This is a genomic window from Citrobacter sp. Cpo100 (assembly GCF_030332595.1).
GTDB lineage: Bacteria > Pseudomonadota > Gammaproteobacteria > Enterobacterales > Enterobacteriaceae > Citrobacter > Citrobacter portucalensis.
In genome coordinates this window covers 18023-42554 of record NZ_JAOWHM010000037.1, presented here as the reverse complement: position 1 = coordinate 42554, position 24532 = coordinate 18023, and the positions used below count along the sequence as shown (strand labels likewise).

28 protein-coding genes are annotated in these 24532 nt (G+C 50.7%); 13 read left to right on the top strand and 15 right to left on the bottom strand.

Features of this window, described 5'->3' with window-relative positions:
- Window positions 1-27: 27 nt before the first annotated feature.
- The 5 genes from arsR to OGX96_RS15715 form a co-directional block, all read right to left on the bottom strand.
- Window positions 28-381 carry an As(III)-sensing metalloregulatory transcriptional repressor ArsR gene (gene arsR / locus OGX96_RS15735; RefSeq protein ID WP_044711237.1) on the bottom strand — a complete coding sequence of 118 codons (354 nt, stop codon included), beginning with the start codon at window positions 379-381 and terminating at the stop codon, window positions 28-30.
- 123 nt (window positions 382-504) lie between these two features.
- Window positions 505-1050, bottom strand: a complete 546-nt coding sequence (locus tag OGX96_RS15730; protein WP_135912879.1) for a replication protein P — start codon at window positions 1048-1050, stop codon at window positions 505-507.
- Window positions 962-1873 carry a DnaT-like ssDNA-binding domain-containing protein gene (locus OGX96_RS15725; protein ID WP_048236453.1) on the bottom strand — a complete coding sequence of 304 codons (912 nt, stop codon included), beginning with the start codon at window positions 1871-1873 and terminating at the stop codon, window positions 962-964. The genes OGX96_RS15730 and OGX96_RS15725 overlap by 89 nt, the downstream gene beginning before the upstream one ends.
- A 252-nt stretch (window positions 1874-2125) precedes the next feature.
- The gene (locus tag OGX96_RS15720) at window positions 2126-2680 is read right to left on the bottom strand and encodes a toxin YdaT family protein (RefSeq protein WP_048235612.1); all 555 of its coding nucleotides are present in this window, start codon (window positions 2678-2680) and stop codon (window positions 2126-2128) included.
- A gap of 2 nt (window positions 2681-2682) precedes the next feature.
- Window positions 2683-2898, bottom strand: a complete 216-nt coding sequence (locus OGX96_RS15715; protein WP_032949519.1) for a transcriptional regulator — start codon at window positions 2896-2898, stop codon at window positions 2683-2685.
- A 101-nt stretch (window positions 2899-2999) separates the two neighbouring features.
- Here OGX96_RS15715 and OGX96_RS15710 point away from each other — a divergent pair, with 101 nt between their 5' ends.
- The 7 genes from OGX96_RS15710 (at window position 3000) to OGX96_RS15680 (ending at window position 8665) form a co-directional block, all read left to right on the top strand.
- The gene (locus OGX96_RS15710) at window positions 3000-3389 is read left to right on the top strand and encodes a helix-turn-helix domain-containing protein (RefSeq protein WP_032949520.1); all 390 of its coding nucleotides are present in this window, start codon (window positions 3000-3002) and stop codon (window positions 3387-3389) included.
- Window positions 3390-3617: 228 nt separating this feature from the next.
- Window positions 3618-3833: a hypothetical protein gene (locus OGX96_RS15705; protein ID WP_048235613.1), complete on the top strand. Its 216-nt coding sequence runs from the start codon at window positions 3618-3620 to the stop codon at window positions 3831-3833.
- Window positions 3834-3994: 161 nt separating this feature from the next.
- Window positions 3995-4333, top strand: coding sequence for a hypothetical protein (locus OGX96_RS15700; RefSeq protein WP_139239836.1), 339 nt, complete (start codon window positions 3995-3997; stop codon window positions 4331-4333).
- 11 nt (window positions 4334-4344) lie between these two features.
- Window positions 4345-4671: an RrF2 family transcriptional regulator gene (locus OGX96_RS15695; RefSeq protein ID WP_032944383.1), complete on the top strand. Its 327-nt coding sequence runs from the start codon at window positions 4345-4347 to the stop codon at window positions 4669-4671.
- A 141-nt stretch (window positions 4672-4812) separates the two neighbouring features.
- A complete protein-coding gene (locus OGX96_RS15690) occupies window positions 4813-7284 on the top strand; it encodes a 3'-5' exonuclease (RefSeq protein WP_286583556.1) in 2472 nt (823 codons plus the stop codon).
- A 57-nt stretch (window positions 7285-7341) separates the two neighbouring features.
- Window positions 7342-7608 (top strand): excisionase, encoded by a 267-nt coding sequence (locus OGX96_RS15685; RefSeq protein WP_353622033.1) that lies wholly within the window; start codon window positions 7342-7344, stop codon window positions 7606-7608.
- Entirely contained in the window at window positions 7586-8665 is a 1080-nt protein-coding gene (locus OGX96_RS15680) for a tyrosine-type recombinase/integrase (RefSeq protein WP_286583552.1), read from the top strand. Before OGX96_RS15685 ends, OGX96_RS15680 begins: the two co-directional genes overlap by 23 nt.
- Window positions 8666-9056: 391 nt before the next feature.
- On the opposite strand, the gene OGX96_RS15675 is transcribed toward OGX96_RS15680, so the two are convergent.
- The 3 genes from OGX96_RS15675 to yobA are packed head-to-tail and all read right to left on the bottom strand — an operon-like array spanning window position 9057 to window position 10666.
- Entirely contained in the window at window positions 9057-9395 is a 339-nt protein-coding gene (locus OGX96_RS15675) for a YebY family protein (protein WP_167820031.1), read from the bottom strand.
- A 20-nt stretch (window positions 9396-9415) separates the two neighbouring features.
- Window positions 9416-10288: a copper homeostasis membrane protein CopD gene (gene copD, locus OGX96_RS15670; protein ID WP_032943772.1), complete on the bottom strand. Its 873-nt coding sequence runs from the start codon at window positions 10286-10288 to the stop codon at window positions 9416-9418.
- Between the two features lie 3 nt (window positions 10289-10291).
- Window positions 10292-10666: a CopC domain-containing protein YobA gene (gene yobA, locus OGX96_RS15665; protein ID WP_003833799.1), complete on the bottom strand. Its 375-nt coding sequence runs from the start codon at window positions 10664-10666 to the stop codon at window positions 10292-10294.
- 143 nt (window positions 10667-10809) lie between these two features.
- On the opposite strand from yobA, the gene OGX96_RS15660 reads away from it, so the two are divergent.
- The 3 genes from OGX96_RS15660 (at window position 10810) to exoX (ending at window position 12489) form a co-directional block, all read left to right on the top strand.
- Window positions 10810-11040 (top strand): DNA polymerase III subunit theta, encoded by a 231-nt coding sequence (locus OGX96_RS15660; RefSeq protein WP_003034925.1) that lies wholly within the window; start codon window positions 10810-10812, stop codon window positions 11038-11040.
- A 106-nt stretch (window positions 11041-11146) separates the two neighbouring features.
- Window positions 11147-11803 (top strand): carbon-nitrogen hydrolase family protein, encoded by a 657-nt coding sequence (locus tag OGX96_RS15655; RefSeq protein WP_008785043.1) that lies wholly within the window; start codon window positions 11147-11149, stop codon window positions 11801-11803.
- A 23-nt stretch (window positions 11804-11826) separates the two neighbouring features.
- A complete protein-coding gene (gene exoX, locus OGX96_RS15650) occupies window positions 11827-12489 on the top strand; it encodes an exodeoxyribonuclease X (protein WP_003833802.1) in 663 nt (220 codons plus the stop codon).
- Here exoX and ptrB read toward each other — a convergent pair.
- From ptrB to yebG, 4 genes are all read right to left on the bottom strand, one after another.
- Window positions 12480-14534 carry an oligopeptidase B gene (gene ptrB, locus OGX96_RS15645; protein ID WP_174771466.1) on the bottom strand — a complete coding sequence of 685 codons (2055 nt, stop codon included), beginning with the start codon at window positions 14532-14534 and terminating at the stop codon, window positions 12480-12482. The genes exoX and ptrB overlap by 10 nt on opposite strands.
- A gap of 86 nt (window positions 14535-14620) precedes the next feature.
- Window positions 14621-15280 (bottom strand): tellurite resistance TerB family protein, encoded by a 660-nt coding sequence (locus OGX96_RS15640; RefSeq protein ID WP_191215686.1) that lies wholly within the window; start codon window positions 15278-15280, stop codon window positions 14621-14623.
- A 94-nt stretch (window positions 15281-15374) separates the two neighbouring features.
- Window positions 15375-15728, bottom strand: a complete 354-nt coding sequence (gene yebF / locus OGX96_RS15635) for a protein YebF (protein WP_020996626.1) — start codon at window positions 15726-15728, stop codon at window positions 15375-15377.
- A gap of 121 nt (window positions 15729-15849) precedes the next feature.
- Window positions 15850-16140, bottom strand: a complete 291-nt coding sequence (gene yebG, locus OGX96_RS15630) for a DNA damage-inducible protein YebG (RefSeq protein WP_032943780.1) — start codon at window positions 16138-16140, stop codon at window positions 15850-15852.
- A 132-nt stretch (window positions 16141-16272) separates the two neighbouring features.
- On the opposite strand from yebG, the gene purT reads away from it, so the two are divergent.
- The gene (gene purT / locus OGX96_RS15625) at window positions 16273-17451 is read left to right on the top strand and encodes a formate-dependent phosphoribosylglycinamide formyltransferase (protein WP_198802427.1); all 1179 of its coding nucleotides are present in this window, start codon (window positions 16273-16275) and stop codon (window positions 17449-17451) included.
- Window positions 17452-17518: 67 nt separating this feature from the next.
- Here purT and kdgA read toward each other — a convergent pair whose 3' ends face one another.
- The 3 genes from kdgA to zwf all read right to left on the bottom strand — a co-directional run bounded on the left by kdgA (window position 17519) and on the right by zwf (window position 21715).
- A complete protein-coding gene (gene kdgA / locus OGX96_RS15620) occupies window positions 17519-18160 on the bottom strand; it encodes a bifunctional 4-hydroxy-2-oxoglutarate aldolase/2-dehydro-3-deoxy-phosphogluconate aldolase (RefSeq protein ID WP_003034901.1) in 642 nt (213 codons plus the stop codon).
- 34 nt (window positions 18161-18194) lie between these two features.
- Entirely contained in the window at window positions 18195-20006 is a 1812-nt protein-coding gene (gene edd, locus OGX96_RS15615; RefSeq protein WP_167820033.1) for a phosphogluconate dehydratase, read from the bottom strand.
- Window positions 20007-20239: 233 nt separating this feature from the next.
- On the bottom strand, window positions 20240-21715 hold the full coding sequence (gene zwf / locus OGX96_RS15610) for a glucose-6-phosphate dehydrogenase (protein ID WP_003833817.1): 1476 nt from the start codon (window positions 21713-21715) through the stop codon (window positions 20240-20242).
- Between the two features lie 364 nt (window positions 21716-22079).
- Here zwf and OGX96_RS15605 point away from each other — a divergent pair, with 364 nt between their 5' ends.
- Window positions 22080-22949, top strand: a complete 870-nt coding sequence (locus OGX96_RS15605) for a MurR/RpiR family transcriptional regulator (protein WP_008785051.1) — start codon at window positions 22080-22082, stop codon at window positions 22947-22949.
- A gap of 119 nt (window positions 22950-23068) precedes the next feature.
- Window positions 23069-24511 (top strand): pyruvate kinase, encoded by a 1443-nt coding sequence (pyk, locus tag OGX96_RS15600; protein WP_003034890.1) that lies wholly within the window; start codon window positions 23069-23071, stop codon window positions 24509-24511.
- Window positions 24512-24532 lie beyond the last annotated feature (21 nt).

Sequence of the window (24532 nt, the reverse complement as noted above, 5' to 3'; positions counted from 1 at the left end):
AAAAACATATATGTTCAGGCAAATTTTTTAGATGCAGACAGCCTTCCCGCTACCAGAGCAGTTGGCTGAAGCCAGCTTACGGGCGATGGCCTGAACGTCGTCCTGTTGGCTTAACCAGGCCTGCTCAATAATCTGAGCAGCCCAGGAAGGAATATGCGGGGATAAGCGGTAATGAACCCATTTCCCCTGCTTGCGATCCAGCAATAATCCACTTTCCCGAAGCATCGCCAGATGGCGGGAGATCTTGGGCTGAGATTGTTCCAGCGCAGTGCAGAGATCGCACACGCACAACTCTCCCATCTCTCTAAGCAATAACACGATACCCAACCGGGTTTCATCTGAGAGATTTTTGAAAAGTTGTAGAGAAGTTAGTTCAACCATTTTAATCTCCTGAATTCTCTCCGTAGTTTCCTGCAATAGTTGAGTGCCGTCAACTATCATATTCGAAAATTCAAATATGATAGTTACGTGAATTTCATTTCGTGTTTACAATTTGTTTATTCTTCAATTCGTTAACCCTGCCGCTTTTCGACGCCTGTATTCATCCATCAGTAGTTGCGCTGGCGTTGGTCCCGCCGGATGGTGCGGCGCCGCCAGTTGACGTCGAATTGGTGGCACACTTAGTCCGTTACCAACATGCTTCGACCACTTCGTAAGTAACTTTTCCGCCAGTCGTTTCAGTTCCCCCTCTGTCATTTGTCGTTCAACGCCCGTTCTGCGCATTTCGATGCAGATGTGATACAGCACGGGCTGAGGCCATGGATATTTATCGCTTCCTGAATACCGATATGACTCATTGCGCCAGCGCCGGTATTCCGTCATAACCTGCTCCGATGTCAGTCCGAATGGATTCGCCCCACTCTCTGAAACCAGAGAAACAAACTCAGCCAAGTCAGGCGGCCATGTATTTCCCATCGCGCAGCGCTCCATGCACTGCTGACAGACCAGCCGAATTTGAGGTTCAGTCATCGAACCTATCTGGGCTATCCAGATAGGCGAAGGCTCCGCCCCGTTTTTCTGGGTCCATCGGTTCGAATACACCTCCCCCATGACCTGCCACAGTCGCCAGGCTGTTTCCGTCGCCATCAAGTCCATTCCTGCGGCGCCACTCTGCGTGTGCTGACTGAATTTGCTGAACTGCCCGGGATGCTGTTGGTTCGGATCCTGCTCCCACATGACTGTTACCTCCGGTTTCTGGTTTTACCTGCGTTCTAACCCGGGCTACATGTCGGGCAAATTTTTGTTCCCACTGGATTTGTGTAAAAACTTTCCCTTCCGACTCCCAATACGCGGTGAATTCTGCGAGTTCAGTCAGAAGGTAATCTGGTTCAGGCAGGGAGATACCCCACGATGCAGCGCGCTGTCGGAAGTCTCTGGAGGGAAGCCAGCTATCTGTCATGCTGAATTTCCCGATCGGTTCATCAACACCGTCCAGGTATCGGGGCATGGCCGGGGATGGCAGTACATCCCCATTCGGATTTTTCATCGCGCCCGCGTTAAGAGAGGGGTTTAAGATCTGTTTACTGCTTACTGCTTTCTGGATACCTGATGGCAAAGGTTTAGCCAAAGACTTAGCCTTATCCTTAGGCAAGGCGAAAGCCTTATCAAAAGCCGTCCCCATAGCGTCAGAAACCCCGTAGCAGGCGGCTTTGAGAGCTTCATATGCTTTATCTTTCAGTGAACATTCAGGCAGTAATTCAAACGATCTTGCCCATGATTTGATCACGTTCACTGATGCTGGCGGGTTATGTTTCACCGCGTTAGGCAACCAAAAAACTCTGGCTTTAAGGTCGGCTTCCACCATACCTAACGCTATGGCTTCGCCTAAGGCTAAGTCGAAGGCTTCGACATCCCAGTTTAATTCTTCGGCCATAGCCGCCCTTCCCGCCTTATACAGCCCGGGAATAATCCCTGTGAATGGACCCGTAAGCAGGTAAATAAACAGACTCTGCCCACTTGGCGGGAGTGGTGATAAGGCTCGAAACTTAGGATCATCCCACATGGTGATCTTCACCTTACGGTAAGGCTCGTTACTAGCCTTACTCTTAGGCATGGCCTTAGCCAAAGGATTAGGCATACTTCACCCCGCGAGTTGCAGTAATAATGGTCATTGGTCAAAACTCGATTAAAACAATTGCGGCGCTACGGCGCTTATGCTCGCCAGTAGTGGTCCCGCCGCATCAGCAGGTAACATGTTGAATAATGCGATTGCCGCCTCACGAATTTCCTTCTCGAGCTTTTGTAATGGCGCGCCAATTAATTTCGCATGGTGTGCCTCACTGCATTCTTTGATAGCGTTCGCCACCAGCTCTGCTTCTGTGCTCGCATTACTTAATCCGTGCTTTCTGGCAATCTGAACTGGCATAGCAGCAATAATTGAACCTGACAGTTGCATAACGTAAGCCGTGTACTTTTCCGAACCGCCCTCGTTTTTCAGATATCGGAATAAATTCTGTTTATTAACAGCAATTCCACGGCCATCTACTTTGGCCCACTCTTCAGCCACCAGCTGAGCGATCCGTTCCTGTGCCTGTCCTGGTAATGTCGATTCCCATTCACGAACGGCGACCCAGATTTTTTTGCACTTCATCCAATCCCGGCGACAAACAGAAAACTGATTTTTTGTTTTCTGAGTTCTCACCATCGTCGGGGTATGGTTTTTAAAAGAGATGGTTTGCATGGTCACTCCTTAGGTAATCCATCCGTTGGATTTGGGTATAAGTCGGGTCTAAGTTCGTGGGGGGTAACCCCTGTAGCGCTAAAGACTTGAAGTACCCGTGACGAAGGAACAGTACCTTTTGCTTTCCACTGACTTACTGCCATTCCGCTTACACCAATCGTGCAAGCTAATTTATTGGCCGAGCCAGCTAGTCGAATTGCGTTATCAATGGCTGTCATAACTATCTCCTTTTTAAATTGGGAGTAATAAACCATAGGTTTACATCAATTGCAAACTTTAAATTTATTGTGACTATAAACCAAACATTTACAATGGGTGTATGAAAAACACTGACGATCTCAATAACCAACTGGTAGCCCGCTTAGAAGAAATTACTCAAAGAGGGATCAGCAAAGCTGATATGGCTCGCATTGCAGGAGTTACGCCTCAAGCTGTGAATGGGTGGTTTAAGAAGGGAGTTATCAGTAAGAAGTCCGCCATAGCAATTGCGGAAGCCGCCAACGTGTCCGTTACTTGGTTGTTAGGTGAGAAAGTATCAGAAGATTCAGGTCTCAAGCCTAACGAGAGCAAAATGCTTAACTTGTTTAGGCAGCTACCAGAGGCAGAGCAAGAGCGAATGATCGATACCTTTGCACTGCGGTTAAAGGAAATTGATGATTACGTGGAGAAATATCTTCGTGGTCGTTTTAAGGCTAACGATGTGAACTAAGAGTTTATTCCCATCCATTGAAACCGGCGTTTGCCGGTTTTTTTTCGCCCTTTTGTCAGAACCTCCCTCCCCTTAGTTTTTCACGACTGATAAAGCAAATGTTTGCCTCTACATCAATTGATGATTGACACAAACATTAAACCAATGATTTAATCATTCTATCGAAAACGTCATCGAGGCAGGACGCCCACGAAGTAGCTGCCGGCGGCATACGAATCACCGGATGAGATGACAGGCATTAACACGCAGCAGGTTCAACGTTCCGCCAGCCTGGCGACAAGGGCAACACAAGAGGATAAATCCATGATCGATTTCGCACGTAAACCAGTGCGGTGTCAGGCCGTACATCTAAATCGCATTGAAGTAATCATTCGACTGATTTGCTACACGCTTGCCCAGAAGGGCGACCCGTCTGCCGACCAACAGACTGCTGTTCGTTCATAACGAGTTTGACCAATGGCTGTTGCCAGCCTCATGCCCGGTGCACAGGGCATTGTGATGGTAATACCACCATCGTAACCAAACAGGAGACGAAGACCTGTTCTGGTTAAATTGGAAAAGTGTTCTTTGCCCGTCCCGTGGCGGGCTTTTTTCCGGAGGTTTTTATGTCAGCTAACGATCTGGCATTGCGCTTCAGCAGCGCACCAGCCGAGGCATTAATCGGGGTTTTGCCTGTTCTGGAAGTAAAAGAAGCATTACGTGAAGAAGTTGAAAGTGATGTGGTGGATGAAATCTGGACTGAGCACAACTTTGAAATGGAAGCGATGGGTGAACAAGTTGATGAAACAGCCAGGCTCGCTCGTAAGTTTGAATGTGCGGCTGAAGCTCTTGGAACGGCGATCAAACTTGCTCTGACTCTCCCACATAATGAGGCAATGCAGGTTCTGAATGACGCCTTAAACGATAACCCGGGATACGGTCGCGAACCGGCAAAGGATGCATGATGGAGTTTGGAATGAAACGCGTGGTGGCTTCTGTTCAGGTCGTTGCCATCCTCAACAGGATTTACAACGGCAGTCCGGTTTCCATCGCATCTATCAGTAAAGAATCAAAGCTGTCTGTGTCTTACCTCGAGCAGATTTTCTCGAAGCTGCGCAGCAGTGAAATCGTCACCAGCCAGCGTGGCGCTGGTGGCGGGTACCACCTTAGCAAAGCAAACCCCAGCGTGGCTGACGTCGTTCGCGCCGTTACTCACACGCCTGATTCATTTGAGCCCGTGCTGAATGCTCTGGAGTGGGTCCCCGTCGCACAGCTGGCGCAGGGAAAATCCCCTACCCCATAAAGCACAAAACCCGCGCAAGGCGGGTTAAGTACCCGGTCAGCCGACCAAAGCTTTCCGGAACGAGTTTTGACCAATAACCACTACCTTAGGCGGCGATCATCAGCTGCCGGGTATCTTACAATCCTATGGAGCCCGAACGCAATGTTAACGTATGCGTATCTTATTAAAGCCAAAGCAAAAGCAACTGAGGCAAAAAACCTGTTTTGCTGGTTCTCTGCGAAATCAGATTCCCGTGCAGAACGCGAAATCCTCAATATTCTCGAAGACAACGGTATTGCCGTCGGTCGTGGCGCCGACTATCAATTACCTGTCCGCACCAACTGGTTTGTTGTTAACGATCTTCCTGAGGAAAGCACACTTGATGACACATGGTGCGATCGCTACGAACTGGCAGAAGACCAACAAACGTGGCAACTGAAACAGAAGCCTGATAATGAAAATCAGGAGACTTCCTGCCAGCAAAAACCTGAAACCACCAGTGCCAATGTACCCACCAGCGATGCACCCGCGTTGCTCCGCCCCATATCTCGCCTGCGCCTGTCTCAGCGACTGATTGCGCACCTGGTCAATGACACTGAAGAGAAGGAAATCAGCGAAGCGCAGCACATCCAGATCGGACAAATGGTACTGGACGAAAATGATCTCTATGTACAAAACCTGTTACTGGCCGTTGCGAATGTACCGGCGGTGAAAGAGCTTTCTGCTCATGTTGAGTGGAAGCTGGCAAATGCAATAAAAGAAGTTTTTGACCGTGAGCAGGTCTATACCGTTGCTTCATTTGAGCAATTTATTACCGAATGGATTGAAGAACCAGAAAAGCGGGATCTTATCGTTCAGGAGTGGGTTAATAATAAGAAAGCACGAGTTGCGGGTGATGAACATGACACTCCACCTGTAACGCCAGAGCTTATTACCGTTGCGACTCTGCCGCTACGCCAGCGCCTCTTAGCTCAGTTTATTTCTGAAGAATATGCTTACCATATTGATACTGAGCAGAAGAAAACTATTCAGGAACTCGAACTGGATGTGGATAACAGCTATGTGCAGAACCTGCTGCTTGCCGCCGAGAATGTAGAACCATTCAGGAAAGCGCCAGAGATCGATATCTGGAAGATTGTCAGCGCGCTGAAAACCGTTTTTCCGGTTGATGGAAAACGAGTTGAACTGGTCACCGTCATTCAGTTCTTTAAGGCCTGGTTCAACACTGAACACATTGACCGTGGGCTGCTGGTTAAAGAGTGGTGTAAGGGCAATCGTGTGTCGCAGATTCAGCGCACTGACTCCGGAACCAACGCTGGTGGAGGCAATAAGACCGATCGCAACCCGCAGCTTGTCCACACGCTGGATACTCTGGACATTGATATTGCGCTGGCCACACTTCCAATGGATTTCAACATCTACGATATTCCTGGTGGCGTTTTCCGTCGTGCAAAAGAGATCATTTCTAAAAACGAAAGTCCGTTCAAAGAGTGGTCCGCCGCCCTGCGCAAACGCGCTGGCATCCTGGATTATTCCCGCGCAGCTATTTTCGCGCTTATTCGTAGTGCAGAAGAAAACACTCACCATTTCCCGGAACTGCTGAGCCGTTACATCAACAAAAACCTGACTGAAACCGACCACCAGCACCCAACTGAAGAAACCCTGGCGGCAGCCGGTCACGTACCAGAAAAAAGCTGGGAAAACGAGATTAAAGAGAAGTCCACAGCTGAACAGAAGGCAATAGCCGAGCAACCAGAAATCGCCAACATGGGCAACGGTGTTTTCTCCATTGATGGCCTGATGGGTAACCAGCCGGCGCCAGCGCTTTCTGTCGTAGACCAGGTACGCCAGCGCGCCGTCGAAGAAAAATTACATCAAGCCAATACCGAGGAAACCACCAACGATGTGCAGATGGAAAAAACTGACAACAGCGAAATCAAAGCCAATCCTGATGTGCCTCAGGGCGAAGCAGCAGCTTTGCCAGTTGAAAGCACTGATGCAACTGGTGAGCCTCAAGCGTCCCTGAATAATGAACCCGTTCACCATATAGATACGGATCACCTGAACGCTTTTTATACTCACCTGATGGTTGATTTGGAAACTATGGGCAGCGGTCCTGATGCACCAATAGTCTCTATCGGCGCCGTATATTTTGATCCTTCAACTGGTAACACTGGTGCCGAATTTTACCAGGTTGTCAGTCTTGAATCATCGATGTCGTTTGGCATGAAACCGGATGCGTCAACAATTCAGTGGTGGTTGAAACAATCATCTGAAGCCCGCTCTGCAATTCTGGTTGATGAGGCCATGGGGCTGCGTGAAACCCTTGAACTACTGGCTGACTTCATTGCTGAAAATGCTGCTAACGGTAGTCACACTGTTCAGCTGTGGGGTAATGGATGCTCGTTTGATAACGTCATTCTCCGCCGCGCATATGCATTAACAGAGACTCCCTTCGCTGTTCCGTTCTGGAATGACAGGGACGTAAGGACCATGGTTGAACTGGGTAAATCTGTCGGTATCAACCCGCGCTTCGACATCCCATTTGAAGGCGGCATGCACAATGCACTTTCTGACGCCAGACATCAGGTCAAATACGTCTCTGCTATCTGGCAACGTCTGACCGCAAACTGATTATTGAATATCAACCAGTGCCAGCTGTTGCGCGTATCGTAATGGTTGGCTATCGAGGTGAAAGTGAAACTTGTATCACTCGAACGCTGGGCGGAACTCAGATATGAAGTACCGCCACCAATAGGAACGCTAAGGAAATGGGCGCGAAACGGGAATATCTACCCAGCGCCAGAGAAGGAAGGCACCCAGTATCGCGTTAGGCCGGATGCGGTTTTTATCCGACCAAATAAATATTGTAAAACGATCAACACAAACCAAAGAAGACACCCGTTAAAAGGGCGATTGATAGAGAGGATTATCGATGGCGAGGCCGGACAAGTATGACGCTAATTTGCCTAAGAATCTGACCTATCGTAAAGCCAGGAAGTCATATTCCTGGCGCAATCCCGTCGACGGAAAAGAGATATCTCTGGGTAAAATTTCGCGCAGGGAAGCGATCGCCCAGGCCATTGAAGCAAATCACCACATCGATAAAAATTACACTCCAATCGCCCTACTCGAACAACTGAAAGGTACTAATGAATACACCATGGCCAGCTGGCTCGATCGGTACGAAATTATCCTGCAACGACGCAAGCTGGCGACCAATACTTACAAAGTTCGCGCCGGGCAGCTGGCGACCATTAGAGAATACTTTGGCGTAATGATACTGGCCAGCATAACCACCCGAGATGTGGCTGAGTTTATTGATCGCTGGACGGAGTGCGGCAAAACAACGATGGCAGGAACCATGCGATCAGTACTGTCTGATGTTTTCCGTGAGGCCGTTGTGGAAGGACGTGTTGATTCCAATCCTGTGGACCCAACTCGAGCACCGAAAATTAAAGTGCTGCGCGAGCGCCTGGAATATGAAATGTTTGTGGCCGTTCGTGCTGGTGCAGAGCGCATGCCAGCATGGTTCGGCCTGGCGATGGATCTCGCCCTGGTCACCGGTCAGCGACGTGAAGACGTCGCCCGGATGCGCTTCAGTGACATTAAAGATGAACGACTGTACATCGAACAACAAAAAACCGGGTCTTGCCTGGCTATCCCACTTTCACTGACGTTGAAAGCATCCGGCCTGAAGCTGTCGACCATCATCGATCGCTGCCGGCTTGTCAGTCGATGCGATTTTTTGATAAGCCCCGGGATCAGAAAAAACAGCGAAGACGGAAGCATAAACCTGGACAGTCTGACAAAAGGTTTTGTGAAAGCACGAAATTTTTCTGGTTTAAAGTTTTCAGAAAACCCACCTTCATTTCATGAAATACGGAGTCTGGCGGGAAGGATGTATGAGAAGGAATTCGGGAAGGATTTTGCGCAAAAACTGCTGGGGCACAAGTCAGAAAAAATGACTGAGAAGTATCTTGATACGAGAAAAAAAGAGTATGTGCTGATCTAATTTTTCTTCGTAAATGAATTGTGAATGTTAAAAATGGTGTGGTATAACGAATAAAGACCGAATATTTGAATTCGGACAAATTTCGGACATTTTCGGACGTGGAGTCCTAAGTAACTGAAATTAAAGCCCGATAAAAAGAGACCGAATACGATTCCTGTATTCGGTCCAGGGAAATGGCTCTTGGGAGAGAGCCGTGCGCTAAAAGTTGGCATTAATGCAGGCTAAGTTACCCTGCCATTTAAGAATAGATGACAGCGCCAGGTTTTCCAGTCCGCGACTAAAGTGGCCGGAAAAAAAGGACGTCTGTTACGCATCCAAACGCGAAAACCGCAAGTTCTCCTGCGAGATCCTTGCGGTTTTTTATTGGAAATCAGAGCGCTACATCTGGCAATTAGCAGAGCTTTTCTGCACGCTCTACAAACGGTGCCAGGCTCATTTTTTCGCCCGGTTTCGCAGGATCATCGATCTGGATAATCTCGATCGGCTTTGCCGTGACTTTTCCGCTCTCCACCTGCTGTCTGGCGACATCATTCAACGGGTATTGCACCAGCGTACTGGGATTGATGACATACAGCGCGTTACCTGGACGGCAGGTCAGCATCACCTCTTCCCGATTAAACGCCCACTTATCTTTGCCAACCTCAAAACGGCTGACGGTAATGACCTGCGGCGCAGCCAGCGCGGCTCCGGTACTTGCCAGGAGTAATAAAGAGATAATGATTTTTTTCATGCGTTTCGCCAGTCCATCAATCAGAAAGGTTCAAGGGTTGCAAACAAGCTGACAATCGCCAGCACAACGGCTCCTATACCCCATTCCAGCTTGGTCATCCAAATAAAATAGAGAGTCATGCCGCGGTTATCCTGCCGCATGCGTGGTACCAGAACATACCGATTCACCAGCGCAATCGCCACCATTAACATGACCAGGGCACCTTTTAACAAAAGCAGTCGCCCGTAAGCCATGTGCCAGGGAACAGAAAAACCGACAATAAACAGCGCATTCATAATACCGGTTAGTAAAACACCGATAACGAAAAGATGCCCATAGCGTGAGAAGCGCATCATGGTACTGATGGCCTGTTCCCGCCAGCGACCTTGCGCCATTCGCATACAGTAAAGTACGGGCAGCAAACCGCCGAACCAGGCGGCAGCGCATACCAAATGTAAGGCGTGGTTAACCTGCTGGATTGCGCCAGGGATACCGCTGTGCAGCGTCGCATGTCCGACGCCAGCCAGCAAAATAAACTGCGCAATTGTCAGCATTAACAGCAGTCGTGGCATACTGCGCGGCACCATGATAGTCACCACCAGCGTGACCAACGCGAGGATAATCTGCCATAACCAGACGCCGCCAAATTGCGTTTGCAACACGGCGAGCCAAACATCTGGAGAGACAACATCCCGCCAGCCTGAGCCCATTAACCCACCCTGAATCGCCAGCATCAGCGTCGCGCTGATAAAGCTCCACGTTGCAGCATGCCGTTGCAGACGTAAAAAACGACGCATCATTAAACGACGAACCGAAACGGGGGCCAGCCATGCGCCATAAAGCGCACAGCCAAACACCAGCATCAAAGCGGTAAAATGGATAAACCGTAGCGCAACCCAGGTAAATGCCAGCATTGGTTATTTCACGCTAAAGGTATATTGCCCCTTCGTCTTGTGACCATCCACGGAAACAACGTGCCAGTCGACCGTATATTTTCCTGCTTCAAGCGTTTGATCAAGCGGAACAATCAGCTGCGTTTTGTCCTGCTCACTGCGCGATGCCTTGCCCGTTTTGATCTGTTCTTTGTTAGGACCGGTCAGCGTTGCACCGCTGAATCCCGGCTCTACGCCTTCAGAAAAATTCAGCGTCAACGCCTGAGGAGATGCCGCCACTTCAGCGTTAGCCGCCGGACTTTGTTTTGTGAGGTGGGCATGCGCCAATGCCGCAGGTGTTGCCAGAACGCTGGCGAGTACGATGAGCGCGTTGCGAAGCATAGATGCAGATGAAGCCATTTCAACTATTCCTTTTTGTTATGTCTAACCTGTAGAGAATAACCTTCTACAATGGTCGAGTCGAGAATCATCATTTCTGTCTTGCCATTAACGCACACTCTTAGTAACTTTGCGCGCCGAAAGACAGAGAAAAGGAGAAGCCCATGAACATCAATCTGGCCAAACTTGAGCAAGCGGAAATGGATAAGGTCAATGTCGATCTGGCTGCGGCTGGAGTGGCATTTAAGGAGCGATACAATATGCCCGTTGTTGCAGAAGTTGTTGAACGCGAACAGCCAGAGCATTTACGCGACTGGTTCCGCGAAAGACTCATCGCGCACCGCCTGGCATCCGTTTCGCTTTCACGTTTACCATACGAGCCTAAAGTTAAATAAAACTTATATTACGTTACGATTCCTTACATGACGCCTGCTACAGTATAAGCATATTCTTAATCCACACATTAAGGATGGTTGTAGACACTATGAAAAGGAAATCATTATGTCATACTGGAAAATCGCAGCAGCACAATACGAACCTCTTCACACCTCAGTTACCGAACATGTCGCGCATCACCTGCAATTCATTCATGCGGCAGCTCAATGCCAATGTGAATTGCTGGTCTTCCCTTCCCTCTCATTGCTGGGTTGTGTTGATGAGAATGACGCGCTTCCTGCCCCACCCGATGAAGCGCTGTTAGAACCTCTCGCACATGCCGCCGCGACTTATCGCATGACGATAATTGCGGGACTACCGGTAGAACATAACAACCGGTTCGTGAAAGGCATTGCGCTTTTCTCTCCCTGGATGACTTCGCCATTAACCTTCCATCAGAGCCACGGGGCTTGTATTGCCAGACAGCGAAATGCCATCAGCGTTGTAGATAGCCAACCGGAAGGCATTGATATCGACCCGGCTTATTCGCTGTTCACCAGCTGCCAGTCAGTCAGTGAACCGGAACTGCTCTCCTCTACATCTCGTCTACAAAGTTTCTCACATAAATTCGCCATCGCGGTATTAATGGCCAATGCGCGGGGTAGCAGTGCGTTATGGGATGAACGAGGTCGATTGATTGTTCGCGCAGACAGCGGTTCGTTGCTGTTAACCGGCCAACGCACGCCACGGGGTTGGCAAGGTGATATCATTCCATTACGCTAGTCGTTTTGGGTCAGGAGCATGGCATGTTGCGCATAATAGATACAGAAACCTGTGGTCTACAGGGAGGCATTGTTGAAATTGCTTCTGTCGACGTGGTTGACGGAAAAATAGTCAACCCCATGAGCCACCTGGTACGCCCTGACCGCCCCATCAGCCCACAGGCGATGGCTATCCATCGCATTACTGAAGCAATGGTGGCCGATAAGCCATGGATTGAAGACGTCATCCCGCAGTATTACGGCAGCGAGTGGTACGTGGCGCACAATGCCAGCTTTGACCGCCGCGTATTGCCCGATATGCCCGGGGAATGGATTTGCACCATGAAGCTCTCCCGTCGGTTGTGGCCGGGGATCAAATACAGCAACATGGCGCTATATAAATCGCGCAAGCTGAGCGTCCAGACGCCAGCGGGTCTCCACCATCACCGCGCCCTGTACGATTGCTACATCACTGCGGCACTGCTGATCGACATCATGCAGACGTCAGGCTGGACAGCCGATCAAATGGTCGATATTACCGGCCGTCCCGCGTTACTCACTACTTTCACTTTTGGTAAGTACCGCGGAAAACCTGTATCAGAAGTAGCTGAACGGGATCCGGGCTATCTGCGCTGGTTATTTAATAACCTTGACAATATGAGCCCGGAACTGCGATTAACGCTAAAACACTATTTGGATCACGCCTGAGCAGGCAGCGTTCCCTGCGCCAGTCCAATCAAAAAAGCGTACTCAAGGGCCACGCCTTCGTAAGATTTAAAACGCCCGGATTTACCGCCGTGTCCGGAATCCATATCCGTGCAAAGTAGCAGCAAACGATCGTCCGTTTTCAGCTCACGCAGTTTTGCCACCCATTTTGCTGGCTCCCAGTATTGCACCTGGGAATCGTGTAATCCCGTCGTGACCAGCAGATGTGGGTATGCCTGCGCGGTTACATTGTCATACGGGCTGTAGCTTTTCATATAGGTGTAATACTCTTCGTCCTGCGGATTACCCCACTCTTCAAACTCACCGGTCGTCAGGGGAATTGATTCATCGAGCATTGTGGTTACCACATCGACAAACGGCACCTGAGCAATAACACCATGGAAGCGTTCCGGGCGTTCATTAATGGCGACGCCCATTAACATGCCTCCGGCGCTTCCGCCCATGCCATAACATAACTCAGGCGCGCCATAGCCCATTTTTAGCAACGCATCACAGACGTCGAGGTAATCATTAAAAGTATTTTTCTTGTGCAGAAACTTACCGTCCTCGTACCACTGTTGTCCTAATTCACCACCACCACGCACATGGGCAATAGCATAAACAAAGCCACGATCCAGTAAGCTCAAACGGCTGCTGCTGAAATCGGCATCCATGCTGGCGCCATATGATCCATAGCCATAAACCAGTAACGGATTTTTTCCTTTCAGAAAATACTTTTGATGATAAACCAGCGAAACCGGAACCTCGGTGCCATCACGCGCGGTTATCCATAGGTGTTCGCTACGGTAATTCGCCGCATCAAATCCGGGGACCTCCGTCTGCTTAAGCACACGACGTTCCCCGGTGTCCATATCCAGTTCAAACAACGTGTCCGGGGTGGTCATGGAGGAATAGCCATAGCGCAGACGCGATGTCTCCGGCTCTGGATTATAGGCAAGCCAGGTCACATAAGCCGGATCGTCAAAGGCGATCCCGACCACTTCGCGCGTTTTACGATTAATCTGTCGTAGGCTGGTTAAGCCGCGCTGACGCTCTTCTACCACCAGCCAGTCAGTGAATAGCGTAAAGCCCTCCAGCATCACATTGTCGCGCGCAGGGATCAGCGTCTCCCAGGCTTGCTCATCACGAACGCGGGTACGATACAGGCCGAAATTTTTCCCCTGACGGTTGGAGCGCAGATAAAAATTGTGTTGATAGTGATCGAGACTGTATTCATGGTCTTTGCGTCGCGCTAAAAAGACCAACGGTTCGGCATCCGCCAGTTCTGCGTCAAGCAGTAAAACCTCACTGGTGGTCGCGCTGGCGATATGAATAACCACATAGTGTAGCGAGGTGGTTTTATGCAGGCTGACATAAAACATATCATCGGCTTCTTCATACACCAGCTCATCCAGTGACGATGGCGAGCCGACCGTATGTCGCCACACCTGATACGGCAATAACGTTGTTTCGTGCTTGCGCACGTAATAGAAAGTCTGAGAATCATTCGCCCAGACCAGATCCGCCTCGACGTTTTCCAGCACTTCCGGATACCAGTTGCCGCTTTGCAGGTTGCGAAAACGCACGCCATATTGCCGGCGAGATAGATAATCTTCCGCCAGCGCCATGATGGTGTTATCCGGAGATATCGCCAGTCCTCCCAGCGTATAAAACTCGCTGTGTGCCGCGCGCTGGTTCCCATCCAACAGAGTATCCCAATCATCCCACTCTTCATTGAAAGCAGACTGACGCTGATAAATAGCATATTCGCACCCCGGTTCATAAATATGCCGGTAGCGATAACCATTCTTCACATAGGGGGCGGAAGCATCCTGAGGCGGGATACGGTCGATAATTTCTTTCAGGACGCGATCCTGCAAAGCCTGCTGCGAGGCCATAACCTGACGGCCATACGCATTTTCTTGTTGCAGATAATCCAGCACTTCTGGCTGCGAGCGAGTGTCATCTCGCAGCCAGTAATAATTATCAACACGAGTATCGCCATGCTGCGTCATGGCGTGGGGAATACGAGAAGCTTTTGGTAGCATGTCATTGTTCTTTTGCTTAAACATCCTATAAGGGTGGCAAAAGACAGCAATGATGCAAGCGAAACATGCGCCTTAGCGGTAAGTAATTAACCCGGTAAAGCCTGTTTTTGTTCTTTGAGATCCTGTTCAATGCCTTCACGAACATCCTGTGGGATCTTCAACGCATCACCTAGCGCATTGAGATAGCTACGCTCCATAAAGTGGTCGATATCAATCGCCGCACAGCTCAGGAAGTAAATTTCTAGCGCTTCTTCTTCGTTGCGGATCCCTTGCGCCAGGCGCTGGGGATCTAACGGTTGTTCAATGGCTCGTTCAATCAGAACACGGCCCTGCTCTTCCACGCCCGCTTCACGAAGCTGCTGCTCAATGGCCGCTCGTTCTTTAGCATCAATATGACCGTCGCTTTTCGCCGCAAAAACCAGCGCCAGGATCAGACGCTCGGTTCGCTCATCCAGCGGTGAGCTTTGTTCACCGAACTGCGGCTCATCCTGATGCGCAGCGCGAACTTTATCTTTGTATTTGTTCCATAATACGGTACCGGCAACCGCGCCGCCGCCCACCAGAAGCGCGCTGGTGCCGTATTTACTCAGTAATTTACGTGAAGATTTGTTGGCAACCAGTAATCCTGCCAGACCGCCTAACGCGCCTGGAACCAGAAGTTTACTCAGCCCTTGCTCGCCAGAAGATGACGTGGAGGATCCTTTTTGCCCAAGAAGAGATTGTAGTTGATTCAGCCAATTAGCCATTTTGCCCCTCAAGTACAGACGAATAATCATCAAAGCGTACCCGAGGGGATGTCAGGAAGTGTTCAGGTCATCAAAAGATGTGCAAATACCTGAGTTACTGCGGCTGATATTCCGCCGTTCCGGCTTTGCAGTCGACTTTTACCTGATAGTGAATATCCGCGCTTTTACCGCGAACCGTCAGGGGAACTGACCATTTCCCGTCTTTGCCCGTAATATCGGGCGTGTTGACCCAGGCGACAGGGTCAGCTTGCCCGACGAGTTTTTGATCGTCAGCCCAGCGCGCGATGCGATTTTGCTGATAGTCACGTTTCACGCTTGCCGCAATACCGTCAGCATCCAGTCCTTCGCACTTGGGGAACTGAACATTCTTGCTTTCCATATTTGCCGCAAATACCGATACGCTGGCAGACAATAACAGCAGGCTCAATAACGCTCTTTTTTTATACATTCTTTTCTCCTTAATCTCCCCTTCGTCCTTCAGGTTGCCTGCGACAACGTGAAATAACGTCAGAGATTGCACAATGATTCAGGGAAAAGCATGGTACAAAACGTCAGGAGCGCAAGTCGTTTCAGGCAGCCTGAGTATCATCCTCAGTATGTGCATCGTTTTCGACAGCCTGTGGCGAAGGCAGCTTGCCGTTTTTCAGAATGGCGCTCAGCACATCTTTTTGCTCAGCCAGCCACAGGGAAAGAGCTTCACGCTGCTCGTCTTCGAGCGCTACCGGCGATTGCTCCAGCCATGTGTCGAGCAGATCTGCTGTATCCAGCATTTTGTCATACGCATCGGCTTCCTTTTTGCTGGTAAACGACATTTTTTCCTCACCTTCCCGAATGACTACGTATTTAACTTCAACCGCCATTTTTGCAGCCTCTTAAATTACCTGTATTTATGTACAGTATATTCTTTTTAAGCCCTGAAATCAACCTGGTAATAAAGACAGACGCAAACGTTTTCGTATATACTGCGCCCAGATAAAACAGGGGATTAATTTATGACGTTATTAGGCACAGCGCTGCGTCCCGCAGCAACGCGAGTGATGTTATTAGGTTCAGGTGAACTGGGTAAAGAAGTGGCGATTGAATGCCAACGCCTGGGTGTGGAAGTCATTGCCGTGGATCGTTACCCCGACGCGCCAGCCATGCACGTTGCCCATCGCTCCTACGTAATTAACATGCTGGATGGCGAGGCAATACGCCAGCTTGTCGAACGTGAAAAACCACATTACATCGTGCCGGAAATAGAGGCGATTGCCACGGATATGCTGATCAAACTGGAACAGGAAGGTCAACACGTTGTGCCTTGCGCACGAGCGACCCAACTGACCATGAACCGGGAAGGAATCCGTCGCCTCGCCGCCGAAGAATTGTCTTTACCCACATCATCTTTCCGTTTTGCAGACACCGAAACACGATTTCGTGAGGCCGTTGCCGAAATCGGCTATCCCTGCATTGTGAAGCCGGTAATGAGTTCTTCCGGCAAAGGGCAGAGCTTTATCCGTTCAGCCGATCAGCTTACCGAGGCGTGGAACTATGCTCAACAGGGAGGCCGGGCAGGCGCCGGACGCGTTATCGTCGAAGGCGTAGTGAATTTTGATTTTGAAATCACCCTGCTAACCGTCAGCGCCGTTGATGGTGTGCATTTCTGCGCGCCGGTAGGTCATCGCCAGGAAGATGGCGATTATCGCGAGTCCTGGCAGCCGCAGCAGATGAGTGACCTGGCGCTTGCGCGCGCGCAGGAGATTGCCCGCAAGGTGGTACTGGCGCTGGGCGGTCACGGACTGTTTGGCGTGGAGTTGTTTGTCTGCGGTGATGAGGTGATTTTCAGCGAAGTCTCCCCTCGCCCTCACGACACGGGTATGGTGACCTTAATTTCGCAGGATCTGTCTGAGTTTGCCCTGCACGTACGTGCATTTCTCGGTCTGCCCGTTGGCGAAATCCGCCAGTATGGACCTTCTGCTTCCGCCGTTATTCTGCCGCAACTTACCAGCCAGAATATCACGTTTGATAACGTGCAAGCCGCTGTAGGTGCGGGTATGCAAGTGCGTTTCTTTGGCAAGCCGGAAATCGAAGGGAGCCGTCGTCTGGGCGTTGTGCTGGCCACAGCACAGAGCATTGAAGATGCGGTGATACGCGCGAAAGACGCAGCCGCACAGGTGAAAGTCGCAGGATAAAAACCAGACCCGTAGGCCGGATAAAGCATTGATGCCGTATCCGACCTACGGTTTACGCATTAACGGCTTACTGCTTCGCGCCTTCTACTGCTTCACGAGCCAGCTTGGTAATACGATCGTAATCACCCGCTTCCAGCGCATCCGCCGGAACCAGCCAGGAACCACCGATGCACAGCACGCTTTTCAGTGCCAGGTAGTCACGGTAGTTCGCCGGAGAGATACCGCCGGTTGGGCAGAAACGCACCTGAGAGAACGGACCCGCAATTGCCTGCAGCGCTTTGGTACCACCATTTGCTTCAGCAGGGAAGAATTTGAACTCTTTCAAACCGTAGTCCATACCCAGCATCAGTTCAGACACGGTGCTGATACCAGGGATCAGCGGAATAGTGCCTTCCGTTGCGGCTTTCAGCAGCGGCTCGGTCAGGCCCGGGCTGATAGCAAACTGCGCACCGGCTTCGGTTACTTCAGCCAGCTGTTGCGGATTCAGTACAGTACCTGCACCAACGATAGCGTCCGGAACTTCTTTTGCGATCGCGCGAATGGCATCCATCGCACATGCGGTACGTAAGGTCACTTCCAGAACGCGCACGCCGCCTGCAACCAGCGCTTTTGCCATCGGCACTGCGTGTTCCAGTTTATTAACCACGATAACCGGTACAACCGGGCCAGTGGTCAGGATTGCTTCTGCACTTGTCTTCCAGTTTTTCATCAGAGTTTTCTCTCGCCTGATTACAAAATAAGTCTTAAAAAGTGATACAGGTTGCGCCCTGTTCCGCACCGGACAGCTTTTCACGCAACGCGCTGAACATTTCACGGCCTGTGCCCACACGCGATGCGCTGAGGTCAGGAATGTGAGGCTGACGAGAAGCAAGTTCCTCTTCATCAACCAGCAGCGTCAATTCACCTGTCTGTCCATTCACACGAATGATGTCGCCATCGCGTACTTTTGCCAGTAGCCCGCCATCATAGGCTTCTGGGGTTACATGGATTGCTGAAGGCACTTTACCTGAAGCACCTGAAAGTCGTCCATCGGTAACTAACGCAATTTTGAAACAACGGTCCAATAATACACCAAGTGGCGGCATGAGTTTATGTAATTCTGGCATTCCGTTTGCTTTTGGTCCCTGATGGCGCACAACGACTACGCAATCACGGTCGAGCAGTCCCGCATCGAAGGCCGGCAATACATCATGCTGACTTTCAAAAACAACCGCGGGCGCTTCAATTACCTGGTTTTCTACCGGAACCGCCGACGTTTTCATCACAGCACGCCCGAGGTTACCGCTCAGCACTTTGGTACCGCCGTGATGGGAGAATGGCTTACCGATGGTAGCAATCACATTGCTGTCCAGCGACTTCGCTGCCCCTTCGCGCCAGTCCAGCTCACCATCGTTGAGCCAGGGTTCCATGGTGTAACGCGATAAACCAAACCCGGCAACGGTGTTCACATCTTCATGCAGCAGACCCGCGTTCAGCAGTTCGCGCATTAACACCGGCACGCCACCCGCTGCCTGGAAGTGGTTAATATCTGCCGGACCATTCGGATACAGACGCGCCATCAACGGCACGATATCGGACAGATCGGAGAAGTCGTCCCAGTTAATCAGTATCCCGGCTGCACGCGCCATCGCAACCAGGTGCATTGTATGGTTGGTTGACCCCCCGGTCGCCAGCAGCGCGACAATACCGTTCACAACTACTTTTTCATCGATCATTTTACCGATCGGCATCCATTCATTGCCGTTGCCGGTCAGACGCGTTACCTGACGAGCAGCCGCGGCGGTCAACGCTTCGCGCAGCGGGGCATCCGGGTGTACGAATGAGGACCCTGGCAGTTGCATCCCCATAAACTCCACCACCATCTGGTTGGTGTTTGCCGTGCCATAGAACGTACAGGTCCCCGGTGCGTGATAAGACGCCGCTTCGGATTCAAGCAGCGCCATGCGATCGACTTTGCCTTCAGCATACAGCTGACGGATACGCACTTTTTCTTTGTTCGCCAGACCGCTCGCCATCGGGCCGGAGGGAATAAAGATCGAAGGCAGATGACCAAATGACAGTGCCGCCATCACCAGACCCGGGACAATTTTGTCGCACACGCCAAGGAATAACGCGCCGTCGAACATATTGTGTGAGAGGCCGACAGCAGCCGACATCGCAATCACTTCGCGACTCAGTAACGAAAGCTCCATCCCATCCTGTCCCTGGGTCACACCGTCGCACATCGCAGGAACACCGCCAGCGACCTGGCCTACCGCATTGGCTTCATGCAGCGCTTTACGAATGATGTCCGGATAATGTTCGTACGGCTGATGTGCGGAAAGCATGTCGTTATAGGAGGTAATGATCGCGATATTGTTACGCAGCATGCTTTTCAGCGAGGCCTTGTCATCCGGCTGGCAGGCAGCAAAACCATGCGCCAGGTTACCGCACGCCAGCTGTGAACGATGAACGGTAGTCGATTTCGCTTGTTCAATACGGGCAAGGTAGGCGGAACGCGTGTCGCGAGAACGTTCGACAATACGCTTTGTTACGCGTAACAAATTCGGATTCATAGAGGCTCCTAAAATTTATCTGTCAGAGCGTTGGATCAACAATGTGTTTCAGTTGGGTTAAAAGCAGCTGAATCTCTTGTTAGCCGTAGCTCAGGGGCAAAATCGTTTCAGGCAGTGTAATAAAAAAAGCCCCGCGGGTGAATCCACGCGGAGCTTAAAAGTGCAAAAATTATTCTACAATCTGTGTTAGATCATGTTACCGGTAAAATAACACCTATGGGCTAGATGATATTTTACTCGAATTCGTTCCAGGAACGACCATCACGGGTAATCATGGCCACAGAGGCAACTGGTCCCCAGGTCCCGGCCTGATACGGCTTCGGTGCATCGTTGTCCATTGCCCAGGCTTCGGTAATAGAATCGACCCACTTCCATGCTTCTTCAACTTCATCTCGACGCACAAACAGCGCCTGAATGCCGCGCATCGTTTCAAGCAGCAGGCGCTCATAAGCGTCGGCCAGATGCGTTTGGTTGAAGGTTTCGGAGTAGCTCAGGTCAAGTTTGGTAATTTGCAGGTTATGTTTGTGATCCAGTCCCGGCACTTTGTTCAGTACCTGGATATCGACACCTTCATCAGGCTGCAAACGGATAGTCAGCTTGTTCTGCGGCAGGTCCTGCCAGGATTCTCTGAACAGGTTCAGCTCAGGCGTTTTGAAGTAAACCACCACTTCAGAGCACTTGGTCGGTAAACGTTTACCGGTACGCAGATAGAACGGTACGCCCGCCCAGCGCCAGTTATCGATATCCACACGGATCGCCACAAACGTTTCCGTGTTGCTGCTCTTGTTCGCGCCTTCTTCTTCCAGGTATCCCGGAACTTTTTTGCCCTGGGCAAAACCGGCGGTGTACTGACCGCGAACTGTCTTTTCACGTACGTTCGAACGATCGATGCGACGCAGTGATTTCAGTACTTTCACTTTTTCATCACGGATGCTGTCGGCGCTCAGATCGGACGGCGGAGACATCGCGATCATGCACAGGATCTGCAGCAGGTGGTTCTGGATCATGTCGCGCATTTGACCGGCCTGGTCAAAGTAGCCCCAGCGCCCTTCAATGCCCACTTCTTCCGCCACGGTAATTTCTACGTGGTCGATAGTGCGGTTATCCCAGTTATTCACAAACAGGGAGTTGGCAAAACGCAGTGCCAACAGGTTCAGTACCGTCTCTTTGCCGAGATAGTGGTCGATGCGGTAAACCTGGCACTCTTCGAAATACTCGCCAACCTGATCGTTGATTTCACGGGATGTTGCCAGTGATGTACCCAGCGGTTTTTCCATCACCACGCGGGCAGGCTTAGCATTCAGCTTTGCTTCACCCAGACCTTTGCAGATCGCGCCAAAGGTGCTCGGCGGCATTGCGAAATAGTTGATGGTGGTACGCGATTTTTGATCCAGCATTTTGCCCAGACGCTTAAACGCGGCGGTGTCGTTGACGTCCAGGTTACAAAACTCAAGACGACCGCTGAGGGTTTCCCACAAACTTTCATCAATTTTTTCTTTCATGAAGGTTTCGAGCGCTTCGCGCACAACCTTGGTATAGGCTGCTTTGTCCCAGTCGGCACGCCCAACCCCAATGATGCGGGTATCCGGGTTAATCTGGCCGGCCTTTTCCAGTTGATACAGGGAAGGCAGCAATTTCCGTCGCGCCAGGTCGCCCTTCGCGCCGAAAATGACCAGATCACATGCCTGGGCTGTTTGCGTTACCGCCATGTCATTCTCCTCAATTAAGTGCCTGGTGCTTTTGCCAGACACTGGTTGTAATTTTATTACAGTGCACTGTACTGCTTTTACGTGAATCCGGAAACCGTAAACGCTTATCCAGCCGTGCTGTTACCGCGAACAGCCGCTTTATTGGCGTATAACCCATCAAAATGGATAAAAAAGTCGTCTTTTTCGTACCCATGAAGAAGTATGAAAATCCGACTCCGATCATGTAATGAAAAAAAACAACAACTATTTTGTCCATTTTGCCCCGTTGCTGCACTAGCAGGGGTACTATCTACCAGAGTTACCGCTCGATTTCTCCTTATCGTTGAAATCGTTTTTGCCCATGACCCATGAGTCTACCTACATCATGAATATGCTGGAAAAAATCCAGTTAAAACTGGAACATTTGAGCAAGTCAGAGCGTAAAGTCGCCGACATTATTCTTGCCTCTCCCGAGCAGGCAATTCACTCAAGCATCGCTGCGCTTGCTGTAGAAGCCAACGTCAGCGAACCGACGGTGAACCGTTTCTGTCGTAGCATGGATACGCGTGGCTTCCCTGATTTTAAACTGCATCTGGCACAAAGTCTGGCAAATGGTACCCCTTATGTTAATCGCAATGTGGATGAGGATGACAGCGTAGAATCTTATACGGGGAAAATCTTCGAATCGGCGATGGCAAGCCTTGACCACGTTCGTCAGTCGCTGGATAACGCGGCAGTAAACCGGGCGGTAGATTTGTTAACCCAGGCGAAGAAAATCGCCTTCTTTGGTTTAGGTTCTTCCGCCGCGGTCGCGCACGACGCGATGAACAAATTTTTCCGCTTTAACGTACCGGTAATCTATTCCGACGACATTGTCCTGCAACGGATGAGTTGTATGAATTGTAGCGACGACGACGTCATTGTGCTTATTTCTCATACTGGAAGAACCAAAAGTCTGGTTGAACTGGCGCAGTTAGCAAGGGAAAACGACGCTATGGTTATCGCCCTCACCTCTCCCGGCACGCCACTGGCGCGTGAAGCCACGCTGGCTATTACCCTCGATGTACCGGAAGATACTGACATTTATATGCCCATGGTCTCTCGACTTGCTCAACTGACCGTGATAGATGTGCTGGCTACAGGATTTACTTTGCGCCGAGGGGCAAAATTTAGAGATAACTTGAAGCGTGTCAAGGAAGCGCTCAAGGAATCGCGTTTTGATAAAGAATTACTCATCAAGAGTGATGACCGCTAAAAGCAATAACAATGTTCTACCCTTTTATCATCCGGGTCGTTCATTTTACCGTTAATGTTTGAGAACGGCCGGATTAATGTTCACGCAACACCTAGTTGTTTCAGTCAACGGAGTATTACATGTCCAGAAGGCTTCGCAGAACCAAAATCGTTACCACGTTAGGCCCGGCAACTGACCGCGATAACAACCTTGAGAAGATTATCGCCGCAGGTGCGAACGTCGTACGTATGAACTTTTCCCACGGCTCTCCAGAAGATCACAAACTGCGGGCGGATAAGGTCCGTGAAATTGCCGCAAAACTGGGACGTCATGTAGCTATTTTGGGTGACCTGCAGGGACCTAAAATCCGCGTATCTACCTTTAAAGAAGGTAAAGTTTTTCTTAATGTTGGCGACAAGTTCCTGTTAGACGCCAACCTCGGTAAAGGCGAAGGCGACAAAGAAAAAGTCGGCATTGATTATAAGGGACTGCCTGCAGACGTCGTGCCTGGCGACATCCTGCTGCTCGACGACGGTCGCGTACAGCTTAAAGTGCTGGAAGTTCAGGGCATGAAAGTCTTCACCGAAGTCACTGTCGGTGGCCCGCTGTCCAATAACAAGGGCATCAACAAACTGGGCGGCGGTCTCTCTGCTGAAGCCCTGACCGAAAAAGACAAAGCCGACATCATTACCGCTGCGCAAATCAGCGTTGACTATTTGGCTGTCTCCTTCCCGCGCTGCGGCGAAGATCTAAACTATGCCCGCCGTCTGGCGCGCGACGCCGGTTGCGATGCGAAAATTGTCGCCAAGGTAGAACGTGCAGAAGCCGTCTGCGACCAGAATGCGATGGATGACATCATCCTGGCTTCTGACGTAGTGATGGTAGCCCGTGGCGACCTGGGTGTTGAAATCGGTGACCCTGAGCTGGTAGGTATTCAGAAAGCGTTGATTCGCCGTGCGCGTCAGCTGAACCGTGCGGTCATCACCGCCACACAGATGATGGAGTCGATGATCACCAACCCAATGCCGACTCGTGCGGAAGTGATGGACGTGGCTAACGCCGTCCTCGACGGCACCGATGCCGTGATGCTCTCTGCCGAAACAGCAGCAGGTCAGTACCCGGCGGAAACCGTCGCGGCAATGGCGCGCGTTTGCCTGGGCGCAGAGAAGATCCCAAGCATCAACGTCTCTAAACACCGCCTTGACGTGCAGTTTGATAACGTTGAAGAAGCGATTGCGATGTCAGCGATGTACGCTGCTAACCACCTGAAAGGGGTCACCGCTATCATCGCTATGACGGAGTCCGGTCGTACTGCGCTGATGACTTCTCGTATCAGTTCCGGTCTGCCAATTTTCGCGATGTCTCGTCATGAACGTACGCTGAATCTGACCTCTCTGTATCGCGGTGTCACCCCGGTTCACTTTGACAGCGAAACAGATGGCGTGGTTGCCGCCAATGAAGCAGTGAACCTGCTGCGCGATAAAGGCTATCTGGTTTCCGGCGATCTGGTGATCGTGACACAGGGCGATGTGATGAGCACTATTGGCTCAACTAACACCACGCGCATCCTGACCGTCGAGTAACCCCAGCGTTTGATGTAAAAA

Bases quoted from the DNA above. Each gene is read 5' to 3' on its own strand.
- arsR (WP_044711237.1), bottom strand. From the start codon at position 381: ATGGTTGAACTAACTTCTCTACAACTTTTCAAAAATCTCTCAGATGAA.
- OGX96_RS15730 (WP_135912879.1), bottom strand. From the start codon at position 1,050: ATGGGGGAGGTGTATTCGAACCGATGGACCCAGAAAAACGGGGCGGAG.
- OGX96_RS15725 (WP_048236453.1), bottom strand. From the start codon at position 1,873: ATGGCCGAAGAATTAAACTGGGATGTCGAAGCCTTCGACTTAGCCTTA.
- OGX96_RS15720 (WP_048235612.1), bottom strand. From the start codon at position 2,680: ATGCAAACCATCTCTTTTAAAAACCATACCCCGACGATGGTGAGAACT.
- OGX96_RS15715 (WP_032949519.1), bottom strand. From the start codon at position 2,898: ATGACAGCCATTGATAACGCAATTCGACTAGCTGGCTCGGCCAATAAA.
- OGX96_RS15710 (WP_032949520.1), top strand. From the start codon at position 3,000: ATGAAAAACACTGACGATCTCAATAACCAACTGGTAGCCCGCTTAGAA.
- OGX96_RS15705 (WP_048235613.1), top strand. From the start codon at position 3,618: ATGACAGGCATTAACACGCAGCAGGTTCAACGTTCCGCCAGCCTGGCG.
- OGX96_RS15700 (WP_139239836.1), top strand. From the start codon at position 3,995: ATGTCAGCTAACGATCTGGCATTGCGCTTCAGCAGCGCACCAGCCGAG.
- OGX96_RS15695 (WP_032944383.1), top strand. From the start codon at position 4,345: ATGAAACGCGTGGTGGCTTCTGTTCAGGTCGTTGCCATCCTCAACAGG.
- OGX96_RS15690 (WP_286583556.1), top strand. From the start codon at position 4,813: ATGTTAACGTATGCGTATCTTATTAAAGCCAAAGCAAAAGCAACTGAG.
- OGX96_RS15680 (WP_286583552.1), top strand. From the start codon at position 7,586: ATGGCGAGGCCGGACAAGTATGACGCTAATTTGCCTAAGAATCTGACC.
- OGX96_RS15675 (WP_167820031.1), bottom strand. From the start codon at position 9,395: ATGAAAAAAATCATTATCTCTTTATTACTCCTGGCAAGTACCGGAGCC.
- copD (WP_032943772.1), bottom strand. From the start codon at position 10,288: ATGCTGGCATTTACCTGGGTTGCGCTACGGTTTATCCATTTTACCGCT.
- yobA (WP_003833799.1), bottom strand. From the start codon at position 10,666: ATGGCTTCATCTGCATCTATGCTTCGCAACGCGCTCATCGTACTCGCC.
- OGX96_RS15660 (WP_003034925.1), top strand. From the start codon at position 10,810: ATGAACATCAATCTGGCCAAACTTGAGCAAGCGGAAATGGATAAGGTC.
- OGX96_RS15655 (WP_008785043.1), top strand. From the start codon at position 11,147: ATGTCATACTGGAAAATCGCAGCAGCACAATACGAACCTCTTCACACC.
- exoX (WP_003833802.1), top strand. From the start codon at position 11,827: ATGTTGCGCATAATAGATACAGAAACCTGTGGTCTACAGGGAGGCATT.
- ptrB (WP_174771466.1), bottom strand. From the start codon at position 14,534: ATGCTACCAAAAGCTTCTCGTATTCCCCACGCCATGACGCAGCATGGC.
- OGX96_RS15640 (WP_191215686.1), bottom strand. From the start codon at position 15,280: ATGGCTAATTGGCTGAATCAACTACAATCTCTTCTTGGGCAAAAAGGA.
- yebF (WP_020996626.1), bottom strand. From the start codon at position 15,728: ATGTATAAAAAAAGAGCGTTATTGAGCCTGCTGTTATTGTCTGCCAGC.
- yebG (WP_032943780.1), bottom strand. From the start codon at position 16,140: ATGGCGGTTGAAGTTAAATACGTAGTCATTCGGGAAGGTGAGGAAAAA.
- purT (WP_198802427.1), top strand. From the start codon at position 16,273: ATGACGTTATTAGGCACAGCGCTGCGTCCCGCAGCAACGCGAGTGATG.
- kdgA (WP_003034901.1), bottom strand. From the start codon at position 18,160: ATGAAAAACTGGAAGACAAGTGCAGAAGCAATCCTGACCACTGGCCCG.
- edd (WP_167820033.1), bottom strand. From the start codon at position 20,006: ATGAATCCGAATTTGTTACGCGTAACAAAGCGTATTGTCGAACGTTCT.
- zwf (WP_003833817.1), bottom strand. From the start codon at position 21,715: ATGGCGGTAACGCAAACAGCCCAGGCATGTGATCTGGTCATTTTCGGC.
- OGX96_RS15605 (WP_008785051.1), top strand. From the start codon at position 22,080: ATGAATATGCTGGAAAAAATCCAGTTAAAACTGGAACATTTGAGCAAG.
- pyk (WP_003034890.1), top strand. From the start codon at position 23,069: ATGTCCAGAAGGCTTCGCAGAACCAAAATCGTTACCACGTTAGGCCCG.